Raw genomic sequence first — 12,795 nt, 5'->3', positions numbered from 1 at the left:
CTGTTGCTGAAAGTAGTTTTGTTCTGTTTTTGTCGCTCAGCCACATTATTTCCCGGAAAATGTTGCACCACGCTCATTCCCACACGTTCCACTTAAACCAAACTAGATTCAAGCCTCAAGCTTTTCCCAATATTCGATCTATTGCAGGCTTCGTAAAGCAGGCCAATTGCTCGGGCAGCTTGTCCAGGGAAAACCAACGCATATCCCCAATTGCTCCGTCTGCCTCATTATTGCGTGCTTCTCCTCCCTGTACTGTTGTATCGTAGATGAGGGACACCCAGTGTTCATCATTTTCGGGACGGATCGTTTCCGCTGTACATAGCAATTGGGTCACCGTTATATCCAGGTTAACTTCCTCTTGCACCTCACGGATAACGCATTCCTCTAATGATTCGTACATATCCAGCTTGCCGCCAGGAATGCTCCATGTTCCTTTTTCCGGGTTCCGGTTGCGCTTGACCAACAGAATTTCGTCATTTTGATTGCGAATTACCGCTCCTACACCTAATTTCGGAATTGCTGTTGTATGATTTGTAACTGTCATTGCCACTCACTCCTTAATCGAATATTCACCATCATTAGACTATTTAGGTCATGCAATGGTTTCACAAAAAGAGGAGTCGCGCATTAAGCGCACTCCTCCATTTCTATCGATATCCAGCCTTACTTGAACCAGCCCTTCTCCTTAAACCGCGTAATCGCCTCGATGCGATTGCCCACATTAAGCTTGTCGAGAATAACTGAAATATAGTTGCGCACGGTTCCTGTCGTGATATACAGCTCTGAGGCAATTTCCTTCGTATTCTTGCCGTCTGCAATCAGACAAAGCACTTCCTTCTCCCGCTCTGTCAGCGGATTCTCTTCCGAGTATGCTTCATCTACCAGTTCAGAAGCATAGATCCGTCTGCCTGCCATAATGCTGCGGATTGAATCTGCCAGTTCCTCGCTCGGGCTGTCCTTGAGCAGATATCCATTCGCGCCTGCCTTCACGGCTCTCTCGAAATATCCCGGACGGGCAAAGGTCGTCAGGATCACGACCTTGCAGCCTGCGCCCTTCAGTTCCTCAGCGGCATCCAGCCCGCTCTTCCCTGGCATCTCAATATCCATCAGGCATATATCTGGATTGTGCTCATGAACGAGCTTTACAGCCTCATCCCCATTGCTTGCCCGCCCGACAACACTCATATCCTCTTCCAAATCCAGCAGAGACGCTAGCGCTCCAAGCAGCATCCGCTGATCTTCCGCAATGACAATACGTATCACGTCCCCACCTCCTTAATTGGCTGCTTCGTCACGATCGGCACTTGTATGATGATGGCCGTACCTTGATCACATACAATGTCCATACTTGCGTTAATGAACTCAAGCCGTTCCTTCATTCCAAGCAAGCCATTGCCTGTCGACTGAAGGCTGGTGTCCATCCCAACACCGTTATCCTGCACCTTAACCTTAAGTTCTGCTTGCGAAGATTCAAATTGAATCGAACAGGACGTCGCATTGCTATGCTTCACAATGTTTGTAACCGCTTCTTTCAAGCACATACTGAGTACATTCTCATAAAGAAGAGAGATATTCGCAGGCTTGCCGCCTTCTAGGCTAAACTCAATTTGAGCCGCCTTCAAAATTTGCTTAATACGGAACAGCTCATCCTCCAGCCGCGTCCCCCGCATTTGCGTCACCAGTTCCCGCACTTCCTTCAAGGCCGTTCTCGCTGTCTGCCGCACATCATTGATTTCTGCTTGGGCACGTCCGGGATTCTTATGAATAAGCTTGCCTGCAAGATCACTCTTCAGGCCGATGAGCGACAACTTCTGACCAAGCGTATCATGCAAATCACGGGCAATGCGGTGTCGCTCCTGCAGCTTCACCAGATCCGCAATCCGCTTGTTGGCATCCTCCAGCTCTCCTTGCAGCTTATCTCGCTTGTTGCGATTATAAGTCGTTACTGGGAGCAGGATAACTCCGATCATGCTGACAAGAACGAATGGCAGCTGCGTGATGAGCACCGGATTCTTCGTTACAAATCCATAGTTGATCGTCACAATCGTACTAATCAAGTGGATGGTATATAACGTAATAAAGCCGATTTTGTGCTGAATATTACCGATAAAGAACGCCAGAAACAATGCAAAGTATACATATCCGAACAGTACCGTCATTGTAATGGAAATAATCACTTGGAAGGAGGTCCAAAAGTAGACCCACCATCCCTTCGATACAAACGACAACACATAGCAGCCGAAAAACGCCAGTATCATGACTACGCCAATACCAACTTCGTATGGCGAAGAGGCCCGAAATATAAAGTAAAAAGGAAGGATATAAAAGACAACCCACACGTACGGGCTCAATCCCGTACTCCTGTGAAATATGTGATACCACTTCTGCATGGTTGTCTTCCTCCTTCCTCTTGCCATATTTAATTGTATCTTACCATAATGATGCCAAGCCGTGCTCATTATTCCCCTTGAATCCCCGCTCTTGGCGGCTTGATAGAGCTTCTAATGCGACCTGACTTCTGCAGCAGCATCTGCTTGTGTTCCTTGAAGCTAACAAATACCTTTCTCTCTTCATCCCATAGTCGGAATCGGAGCGACTTCAGGCTCGTACGCAGGGTAATTGTCGTTGCCTTCTGCAGCGGAATGGACGCATCATGCGCCTTCTCCAAATTGTAGTTCGGCACCTTCGGACTAAGATGATGCACATGATGGAAGCCGATGTTGCCGGTAATCCACTGCAGCAACTTCGGCAGCTTGTAATAGGAGCTTCCTTCTACCGCCGCCTTCACGTAGCTCCATTCATCTTCATGCTCGAAGTACGTCTCCTCGAATTGATGCTGCACATAGAACAGCCAGATGCCGAGCATGCCCGACAATAAGAAGATTGGCCCTTGGATCATCAGAAATGCCTGCCAACCAATGGCCCAACACAGCAATGCATATAATACTACAATTCCAATATTCGTAATGTGCGTATTCACTTGCTCCTTACGCTTCGCACCTTTAACATTGAAGCGATAAGCAATCAGGAAGATGGCAATCGGCCCGATGCAGAGCATGACCACTGGATTGCGGTATACACGATAAGCTAGACGCGTCCACCAGGAAGCCTCCTCGTATTCCTCAACCGTCAGCACCCACATGTCGCCAATTCCCCGCTTGTCTAGGTTGCTGCTTGTGGCATGATGGATAGAGTGACTGTTCTTCCATTGCTGGTACGGAACAAGGGTGATCACCCCTGTAATCGTTCCCAGTATATCGTTTGCCTTCCGGCTCTTAAAAAAGGATTGGTGACAGCAGTCATGAAATATAATAAATGTCCGAATGACGAAGCCGGACGCCATGACCATGAACACGAGTGATAGCCAGTAGGATACCGAAAGACTCGCATAAGCGGCATACCACAGAACCAAAAGCGGTAAAATCGTATTGCATATTTGTCGAATGCTCGATCGCATATCGATCTGTTCATAAGGCGCTACTTCCTTCTTCAAGCTAGTAAGCTTCGAATCGGCCATCTTGTCAGTTCCCCCTAAATTGTTAACGAACATAGGTGATATCGTATGAACCCATACTTAATTATCTTAAGTATAGAGAATCCGTGTCATCCGCAGTAGTCATAAACGTCAGATAAGGGACATGATAAATGTCATATATGTCACGTTAAAACATGCAAACATAGGCGCGCCGATCCGCAAACAAACAAGCAGCCTGCTGAAATAGGTCAGCAGGCTGCTTGTTACTTCTTATTTATGAAGCGCGAATCGGATTGCGCGTCCGATCAAGCCGGGAAGCACCGATAAATGCCCTTCACCAGGAAATACATGAAAATCCACGGACAAGCCGTTCTCCTCCAGCTTGTTCAAGCGTTGGTACATCTCCTCCGCATTATGCAGCATCCGATTCGGGTGTGAGGCTTCCTCTTCCCCAACGGTCATGAGCAGCCGCACAGGGGTTGGATCAGGCTCTACAGTTCGGTTCGCCGTAAATACCTGCTCCGCCTCCAGCACGCAGCGATTGCTCCACCAAATAGAGGGGCTGCCCGCAATATAAGTCTGGAACAGATCAGGCTTCGTGAACATCGTATTCAGTGTGAATAAGCCACCGAGTGAATGACCGAACAAAGCCTGCTTCGAACGATCAATCGGATACGCCTCTTCGATTGCTGGCTTCAGCTCTTCCTCGATGAAGCGAAGGAAGTTGTCGCCGCCTCCAGTTGGCGGCCATTCCTCCCCGCCTGGTCTTGGCGGCAAGGATGCACGATCCGTTGGAGGTGTCAGTTCATAGAAGCGATCCGCAGGAAAGTTTCCTTCCGTCAAATAACCAATCCCTACAACAACCAGAGGGCCGAAGCCGCGAATGCCTCGCCCCTTCAACACGCGAGCCGACTCCGCGCAAAGAGGAAATAACGCGTTGCCGTCGAGCACATACAGAACCGGGTACCCCTCCGAAGGAGCTTCGCCCTCGGGAACACTAACACTAATTCGATAATCTCGGTTCGTATGCGTGGAACCCATATTGTAAACCGTAGAACGCGGCAGCGTAATCGGTTGTTCTGCTATTTTCATGCTGGTTCCTCCCCCTATTGTGCGGAATGAATTCCGATGACTCTGCCGATGTCAATGTTATGTCTTTCGAACATCGGACCTATTTCGGAGCTCGATAGAGCAAGTAGATAAAATACGGAACGCCGAGCAGCGCCACAACGACACCTGCCGGCAATGATATCGGCGCAAAAATCGTTCTGCCGATATAATCGGAGACGACAACGATAACCATCCCGATTATTCCGCACACGGGCAGCATGCGATGATGACTCACACCGACCAGCTTCCGTGCAATATGCGGTGCGATCAAGCCGACGAAGCCAATGCTGCCGGATACGGATACACAAGCACTGACAAGCCCAATGCTGGCTATGAGCAGTAAATTTGTCTCCCGATTGACTGCCACGCCAAGACTCATCGCACTGTCTCGCTCGAATTGGAGCAAGTCCAGCTTCCGTGACTTGAACCAAATGAATGGGACGCAAATGATGAGCCATGGCAATGCGGCCACAACGTAATGCCAGTTCGCATTCCACACGCTGCCTGACATCCACACCGTTGCCATCTCGAAGTCCTGCGGATTCATCTTCAATGAAATATACATAGACAATGCCCCGAGACCAGAAGCTACCGCAATACCAACTAAGATCAAGCGCTGCGGATCAAGCCTGCCTCGATGCCATGAGAACGCAAAAATAAAGATAGCTGCCAGCAAGCCACCGACAAGTCCAAACAAAGGCATAGCCATTACTGCAAACCAATCTGTGCCGACGATCTTCCCTTGGAAGAAAAACATAAACAGTACGACTGCAGCTCCGGCACCAGAGTTAATACCCAAAATCCCTGGATCGGCAAGGCCATTCCGCGTAATGCCTTGAATAACAGCGCCTGCTATGCCCAGACCCAAACCTACCATCGCAGACAGCACAATGCGCGGCAGTCTGAACTCGAAGATAACAAGCTCATGATCCGGCTGCGGATCAATGCCCAGGATGGTATTGATGACATCCTTCACCGTCATATCGAAGACGCCATTTGTCACGCTTATATAGACCGCAGTACAGAACAATGCGAGCCCAACGCCAAATACAACCCACCAACGAAGCAATGAATCTCTATGCACGTCCTCCCCCTCCTTTTTTGCGAATGAGATAGAGGAAGAATGGAACCCCAATTAAGGCTGTTACTACACCGACTGGAGTTTCGAATGGATGATTGATGAATCTGCTGAGTACATCAGCAAGGCCAAGGAACAAGGCCCCCAGCAAGCCTGCACAAGGCACCGTCCACCGGTAATCCACTCCAACCAGCATACGTGCAATATGAGGAACAATTAAACCAACGAAGCCAATCTTGCCTGCCAGCGCTACCGAAATACCGGTCAAAATGACGACTGAAGCGGTTGCAAGCAGCTTTACAAAAAACGTCTTCTGCCCCAAGCCAGCCGCAACATCTTCGCCAAGCGAGAGTGTCGTAATTGATCTGGTGACAGACATCGCCAGAATAAATCCAACAATAGCAAATGGAATAACAAGCTTAATTAACTGGGGATCCAATTGATGAAGCCTAGCGTTATACCAGAAGCTGATATTCTGCGAAATTTGAAAATAAACGGCGATCGCAGATGAAATGCTGCTGAGCAGGGTTCCGATAACCGTTCCGACAATCGCCATCTTCACTGGCGACAACCCACCCGGAATTGTGGAGGCCAATCCCCACACGACAACGACGCCAAACAATGAACCTAATAACGAAAAGAAAATCATTTCAATGGATGACGCAGAAGGAACCAAAATCGTGCACAGCGTAATGACGAAGGCCGAACCATCAGATACCCCCATAATAGAAGGGGATGCAAGATAGTTTCTTGTCATCCCCTGCATCATGGCTCCTGATACGGCTAGGAACGCCCCGATCAAGAGCGCCCCTATTGCCCTCGGCATGCGCGAGTGCAAAATAATTTGGTGATCTACATTGTCCGGATTGAAGTGGAACACAGCATTCCATACGGTATTCGCATCAATGTTCTTGGCTCCATAGAGCACGGATAATACGATGACCGCCACCATGGCAATTGGTGACAAGATCATGATTGCAATCGCCAATGCCTTCTTATTATGCATATCGTACCAACCTGTTGTTTATTATTTGAACATCTGAATTATTGGGACAGCTTATCTACTGCTGCTTCAAGGAACAAGAATTTGCTGAGCGCTGTGCCGCCTTGTGCGAGCGGGTCCACAACATTGACGAACACCTTGCCGTTCTTCACCGCATTAACGCTCTTCCAGATTGGATTGTTCTCCAAATCCTCCAGTGCTTTCGGTGTATTCTTGTTCTCATCTGGAGAGAACTGAACGAACAGATAGTCAGGATTGATTTCCGAGAATTTCTCCAGCGAGATCAATTCTTGCGCCTTCGCTGCTTTCACTTCTGCGGGAGCCGTCAGACCCAAATCGTTATAGAGGGAAGCATTAAAGAAGACTCCCTCAGGGTAGATCGCCAGATCGCCCTTACGAACACGAACCGCTAGTACCTTCTTGTCCTTCAGCTTGTCGCCGAACTTCGCTTTCGTCGCATCCAAGTCGGCTTTATACTTGTTCAAAGCCTCTTCCGCTTCTTTCTCCTTGCCTGTTAGTTCTGCCAAGAGCTTCAGATTGGCTTCCCAGTTCGTAGACACGTGTGATACCGGAATGGTAGTCGTAATTTTTTTGAAGTTCTCGATAGCCTCTGGCTTGAACTTCGTAGAAGCGAGGATGACGTCAGGCTTCAGCTTCAAGATTCCTTCGTAATCCGGCTCCATCTTCTCTCCGACCGATACGGCTTCCGTTGTCGCTTTCTTGAACAAGTCAGGGAACTGCCCGCTTACACTAATTGCACCAACTGGCTTCGCGTCAAGTACAACCGCATCTTCCATGGACTCCATAGAACCAGAAATTACGATGCGAAGTTCCTTTTTAGCAGGGATCGTATACGTTTGATCCAAATACGTAATTGTTTTTGTTTCGCCGGATGGTGCCGACTCTTTATCTTTATTGTCTGTGTTAGACGCTGCAGGTGCAGTCGTTTCCGTGCCTGAACCGTTCTTCGCATCAGCGCCTTCTTTCGCGCCACCAGCACCGCATGCTGTCAATGCCAGTGAAAGTGAAAGCAATAATAACCCCTTAACCATCCATTTGTTCATTTATTTCTGAACTCCCTTCTAACGTTTCAATTGATAATGATTATCACTATTAAATGATAGAACGTTTATCCCGAATCTCCAATGGATAAATTCCTGAATTGTTATGGACAATTTCCAGATAGCAATTGAAGCATCGTATCCATCATTCGTTCCATCGCGATCGGAGAATACTCGACCCAAGGATCTGTATGTATCAGATGAACACGTTGACGACGCACAGCACTAAGCTGCTGCCATCGCCAGCTTTCCTGCAGCTGCTCCCAAGCGGCTAACGTCTCACTCTCTTGGCAGACGTTGACGAGCAGGCGATCTGGATTGATTAGGGCAAGCTGCTCCAATGACAGCTCCATGTTATAGACTTGCTCTGGCCATTGGAATGCCTGTTGGAGCTGCAGATTATCGAATACAACCTCTGCAATTCCACGATTGCAATATGCATAGATCTGCTTTCTCAAAATTCTAACGAAGAGGAAGGTCTCATCCTTCACGCCAGATGGAAGTTGTTCTCTTACCCAATCCACTCTACGATCATACTGAGCAAGCCAATTCGCAGCCTCCGTCTCTTCCCCAAGCAGCTTCGCTGTATGCACCAGCTGCTCTCGCCAATTCCTCGTACTTGGAACTTGACAGACGTTGCCTACCTGACCAAGCTGCTCTTGCTCCTCCTCGGCAAGCCCATCTATGCTGACGATTACATCCGGCGCCGCCTCGTGCAGCTTCATGATGTTCGCTTCCCAGTGCTCATTGACACGGTACGCGCTGAGATGAACAGGAATATCATAGCGATATTGATCGTAATAGTATTTCGTCCATTTCGGGTGCAGCGGCGCAGCATAGGGAATAATATTGAGCGCCAGCAGATAGCCCGCTACTCCAGTTCCGTATGCAGCAATTCTCTTCCTGCGGCTCTTCATATAAACCGAAGGGGAAACACCAACCATCTGCTTGAACTTCCGGCTGAAATAAAACTCATCCTGATATCCAACCTGATGCGCAATATCTCGCAGCTTCACATCAGATCGATTCAGGAATTGCTTCGCCTTATTCATTCGCAGCTCTGTCAAATAATCGTTTGAGCTGAGGCCAAATGTTTTTTTGAATAAATCGACGAAATACTTCGGACTTACTCCTGCAATGGCTCCCAATTGCTCGATCGACAAGCTGTCACTGTAGTGCAATTCCATGTATGCCTTCGCTCTCTCAATGGAAGAACTTCCATGATCAGTGTGGTTCGGCTTCTTATTCAGCAGCGTATAGATAAGCTCCTGGAAGGCATATTGAGCACGGAATCGTTCCTGAGCACTCTCGCTGCCATGCATGCGAACGACTGCATCGCACAGAAGTGTCAGTTCTCCTGCTGAAGTCACCGCAATTGTCTCCTGGTGTTCGATTTCCCGTTCATCATGCAAGGGATGAAGCAGTGCTCCTTCCTCTGCTTCTCTATACATATCGAAATAAAAAAGATAGGCCTCTATGCCATCTTCTGCTTCTGATTTCATGCCGAATGTATGAGCAGGGGCGAACCAATACGCACTTTCACGAGACAAGGAATATTCCTTCTTGTCCAGCTGTACCGTTCCATGCCCTTGTGTTGTAATGATCAACAGATGTGTACTTGTCCACTGTTGAGCGGATTGATAGCCCTGCACATCCTTGCGGTATTCTGCTGTACGCAGTTTATAGATCGCTTCATTCCAGGAAATGCGACTGCTGGAATGATTCCGTTTATTCATCGTTTTCATACTGCCTCCTACTTTATATAGAAGAAATCGGTGAGCATAATGAATCTATCTTAATGAATCCTACCATCTTTCTCATCATAATTGATAATGATTATCATCGTCAATATAGCTATGAATGAAACCAATACAAAGAGCCCAACAGTTCTTACTGCTGAGCTTGTCTAACCTGATGACATTGTTCTTGCTAGTTCATTGGGAGATGGCTATTACTCATCGCCAATTCTTCCTCTGACTTGTTCAAGAAGATGAGCATCTTCAATCCATCCTGTACACCCTTTGCATAGATCCATCCCATTTGCATAGAAGCCATCTCGTTCTGCACTTGTATCCATTCCTTGTGCAAGCTGCGCCCACTTCGACCTAACTTGCGCTGAATCGAATGCTCCAATTCATCTAATTTATTCTGCAGTATTGTTATTTCCGGTAGCATCTCGACTTGTGTCCTAAGGAATTCCAACCGTTGCTGCAAGGTATCTTTTACCCAATCAGACATTTTTTCTTCCTCCACATCGATTACTAAACTGATTACGGAAATGCAATTATCCATGATTCATATCATTTTCCATATAATAGTTCCATTATAGTATAACATTTATCTTTTTGTTATGTTATAGTGATATCTCATTTTCCTCTACGATTCAATAACCTCTAAACTGAGGTGAACATCATGTCAGATTTGCTTAAGTTTGTTGGCGAACAGCTAAGAATGATTCGACTCGCAAAAGGATTAAGCCAGGAGCAAGTTGCAGAAAGAACGGGAAAAGAGGGCATGAGCAAGTCGCGGATATCCGATATTGAATCCGGGAAAGTCAATGTAACCTTGAAGACATTGGAATCTCTTATGCATGCGCTGGATATTATGCCTAGTGAACTGTTTGACTTCCAGAAGCTCGGCATCGAGGATGGCATCGAAGACAAGCAGATGCTTCTTGATCTACATAGAATCACGCTCATGGAAAGATCGATTGATGAGGTCAAGTATGTGGTTCGAACCACAAAGGATTTCCTTAACACGATGGATGCTAAAAGTTCCAAAGGAAATAAGCGTTCCTAAACGCAGCACCCGAGAATCACGACCTAATCGTCGAAAATACGAAAAACCCGCCCTCCTTATCCCGCGGGTTCTTCGTATTGTAAAATGGCGCTCGTCTCGTTTACAGCTCCGTTATTGTCAGTTTTCGATAGTAGGTTCTAGCCGCACCGAGCGTGCTTACTCCATACATGCCATAGCTCCACGCATCATCCTCGTGCTGCAGCAATTGCTCGCCATTGATGCTTAGTGTAAGGGTACTGCCCTCTGCGGTTAGCTTGATGTCGTACTCCTGATTCAACTTCCATGGGTAGGCACAGCTGGCAAGCTTCTTGTAGCCGAAGTCATTGGCGTATAAAGACACTTGACCCTTACCGTTCAGTCCCGCATGGTAGCCGCGCATGGCGCCTTGAGCCCGAATCGCAACAAGATGTGAATCCCCGCTTTGCGGGTTGAGCGTAACCTCAACCGAGTAATCTGTCGCAAAATAATTGCCTGCATATGACTCGCTAGACTCGGCAGTCATCACGTACATGCTGCCATCTACCAAGCTCCATGCCCCTTGATTATGAGCAAATGGGGTCACACAGCCGAAGCTCATCGCCTGCTTGTGGAAGTCAATTGTGTAGGCCGCCTTGCCGTAAATCCGGAATTCGTCAATGAAGATGCGTCCAAGGCTCTTCGGCTTGCGCGTAGAGTCTGACTCCAGAACGATGCCAACTTCATCAATCAATTCTCCCTCTGTGTCTGGAATGACAAATTCCACATCGATCCACTGCTCGTTCACAAGCTTGCGGTAACCCTGTACCAAATCCCGCTTGCTCTTCGCCAAACGCACATATGGGGCAATCGTCATCGGCGCATTGCCGCCCCACTGATCAAGGTAAATTTTCATCGATACCGTCTGCCCTGAATAAGCCTTCGGCGAGAAGGTAGGCGAATAACGCTCATCGTTGAAGTCATCCCGAGTGTAAAATGACTTGTAGAACACCTTCGAGCTCTCACCGCGAGTCATGCGATCAAATAGCACCTCAAGCGATCCCGTTCCTTGGTACGCCTGTTCTGTAGAATGCTTTAGGCGGCAGAAGAATGGATCAGATACGCGCATATTATGTGTTGAGCCTGGCAGCTCGAAGTCAAAATGGATTTCGTTCTCCTTGCAGCTGTCCAGCAGCTCGGGCGGGCATGGCACATTGGCCAAGCGATAGCCCAGAATCGCCAGTTCCTTCGCATAAGTAGGAATATCAAGAATGTTCAAATAACCCGAAATGCCCGACATGACGATACCGTCATTGATCGGCGTGCGATAATGTTCCCCGATTCCGCTTAAGCCGCAAGCTACCCCAAGCACCGTTCCAACATTGCCAGCATTGCAATCCGTATCCCAGCCGCACATCGTCGCGATTTCGACAGTACGGTTAAAGTCGCCCTGTCCGTAGATCATGGACAGCACACATACGCCTGCATTCGGGATGATATGGCATACACCCGTATATTTATCGTAGCCCCAATCCCGCTCCAGCATCGCGCGACATGCTCTGAAATCGTCCGGATGCTGTTCATAGAAGGCGAGCACAGCACGCGCAACCTGCACGTAGAGGGAATCGCTTGGAATTTCCGCTAGACCTGCTTCAATAATGTCTTCGATGTTCGCTGTCTCGAAAGCCTTCGAGATCGCCGCACAGAAAAATCTCGCGCCAAGCACACCCTCACCATCATGTGATACTCTTGCCGCTGCTTCGCCAAAGTCAGCCGCCTTCTTCGGATTGCAGGGATTCACAAGTCCCCATGTATCAATAAAAATCTGACCGCCAATCTGTTCGGCAATAATTTGTCCATTCTGCTCAATCGAACCAGATTGCGGAGCGGAGATTCCTTTTTTCAAATTGATATACGCGGTATGCTCAGTGCTTACGCCATATCCGCCCCACCAGAACATGCCGATGCCTTCGCGAGAATAGTTGAGCCAAGCACGCGCCACATCATTTGGCGTAATGTCACGATCCACCGCATCATCATAGAGTGCACGGAGGAAATAATAAGGGCCGTTGGCATCGTCATCTGCCGCAAAATTTTTAAAATCCTTCACATATCCCGTAATCTCGCCATACGTATTCTGAATTCGCTCATAGGTCCAAATTGTCGGCTCTACCGGCGCTCCGAGCCGAATCCCGATATTCATTCCCAAGTAACCTGCATAAATCTTCTCTACATAATTGTTCGGTATCATACAATCTGTCACCGCCTCTAAGTCGTTATTCTCTTGCATGTTATGAAGTAAGAATGTTAGAAC

The 12,795-nt window shown here is 48.0% G+C and carries 12 protein-coding genes; 1 reads left to right on the top strand and 11 read right to left on the bottom strand.

What is annotated here, in order from left to right; translation table 11 throughout:
* Positions 1 to 115: 115 nt before the first annotated feature.
* From PBN151_RS17975 to PBN151_RS17930, 10 genes are all read right to left on the bottom strand, one after another.
* Entirely contained in the window at positions 116 to 544 is a 429-nt protein-coding gene (locus PBN151_RS17975; RefSeq protein ID WP_072730115.1) for an NUDIX domain-containing protein, read from the bottom strand.
* A 119-nt stretch (positions 545 to 663) separates the two neighbouring features.
* On the bottom strand, positions 664 to 1,263 hold the full coding sequence (locus PBN151_RS17970; RefSeq protein WP_021261013.1) for a response regulator transcription factor: 600 nt from the start codon (positions 1,261 to 1,263) through the stop codon (positions 664 to 666).
* On the bottom strand, positions 1,260 to 2,390 hold the full coding sequence (locus tag PBN151_RS17965; RefSeq protein WP_065291312.1) for a sensor histidine kinase: 1,131 nt from the start codon (positions 2,388 to 2,390) through the stop codon (positions 1,260 to 1,262). Before PBN151_RS17965 ends, PBN151_RS17970 begins: the two co-directional genes overlap by 4 nt.
* A gap of 68 nt (positions 2,391 to 2,458) precedes the next feature.
* The gene (desA, locus tag PBN151_RS17960; RefSeq protein ID WP_072730114.1) at positions 2,459 to 3,517 is read right to left on the bottom strand and encodes a Delta(5) desaturase DesA; all 1,059 of its coding nucleotides are present in this window, start codon (positions 3,515 to 3,517) and stop codon (positions 2,459 to 2,461) included.
* Between the two features lie 228 nt (positions 3,518 to 3,745).
* Positions 3,746 to 4,567: an alpha/beta hydrolase gene (locus PBN151_RS17955; protein WP_072730113.1), complete on the bottom strand. Its 822-nt coding sequence runs from the start codon at positions 4,565 to 4,567 to the stop codon at positions 3,746 to 3,748.
* 79 nt (positions 4,568 to 4,646) lie between these two features.
* A complete protein-coding gene (locus PBN151_RS17950) occupies positions 4,647 to 5,669 on the bottom strand; it encodes a FecCD family ABC transporter permease (RefSeq protein WP_072730112.1) in 1,023 nt (340 codons plus the stop codon).
* The gene (locus PBN151_RS17945; RefSeq protein ID WP_072730111.1) at positions 5,662 to 6,669 is read right to left on the bottom strand and encodes a FecCD family ABC transporter permease; all 1,008 of its coding nucleotides are present in this window, start codon (positions 6,667 to 6,669) and stop codon (positions 5,662 to 5,664) included. The genes PBN151_RS17950 and PBN151_RS17945 overlap by 8 nt, the downstream gene beginning before the upstream one ends.
* A 38-nt stretch (positions 6,670 to 6,707) precedes the next feature.
* Positions 6,708 to 7,730 carry an ABC transporter substrate-binding protein gene (locus PBN151_RS17940; protein ID WP_072730110.1) on the bottom strand — a complete coding sequence of 341 codons (1,023 nt, stop codon included), beginning with the start codon at positions 7,728 to 7,730 and terminating at the stop codon, positions 6,708 to 6,710.
* A gap of 101 nt (positions 7,731 to 7,831) precedes the next feature.
* Positions 7,832 to 9,463 carry an ABC transporter substrate-binding protein gene (locus PBN151_RS17935; protein ID WP_175560745.1) on the bottom strand — a complete coding sequence of 544 codons (1,632 nt, stop codon included), beginning with the start codon at positions 9,461 to 9,463 and terminating at the stop codon, positions 7,832 to 7,834.
* A gap of 193 nt (positions 9,464 to 9,656) precedes the next feature.
* Positions 9,657 to 9,965, bottom strand: a complete 309-nt coding sequence (locus PBN151_RS17930) for a hypothetical protein (RefSeq protein WP_072730108.1) — start codon at positions 9,963 to 9,965, stop codon at positions 9,657 to 9,659.
* Positions 9,966 to 10,139: 174 nt separating this feature from the next.
* On the opposite strand from PBN151_RS17930, the gene PBN151_RS17925 reads away from it, so the two are divergent.
* Positions 10,140 to 10,526: a helix-turn-helix domain-containing protein gene (locus PBN151_RS17925; protein WP_021261022.1), complete on the top strand. Its 387-nt coding sequence runs from the start codon at positions 10,140 to 10,142 to the stop codon at positions 10,524 to 10,526.
* Between the two features lie 100 nt (positions 10,527 to 10,626).
* Here the strand turns inward: PBN151_RS17925 and PBN151_RS17920 are convergent, their stop codons facing one another.
* Positions 10,627 to 12,771 (bottom strand): ADP-ribosylglycohydrolase family protein, encoded by a 2,145-nt coding sequence (locus PBN151_RS17920; protein WP_227774810.1) that lies wholly within the window; start codon positions 12,769 to 12,771, stop codon positions 10,627 to 10,629.
* Between the last annotated feature and the right edge of the window lie 24 nt (positions 12,772 to 12,795).

The sequence above is a fragment of the Paenibacillus sp. NAIST15-1 genome (genome assembly GCF_001894745.1).
GTDB lineage: Bacteria > Bacillota > Bacilli > Paenibacillales > Paenibacillaceae > Paenibacillus_B > Paenibacillus_B suaedae.
Note: the sequence above shows the minus strand (reverse complement) of the source record. Positions and strands in the feature narration are given on the sequence as shown.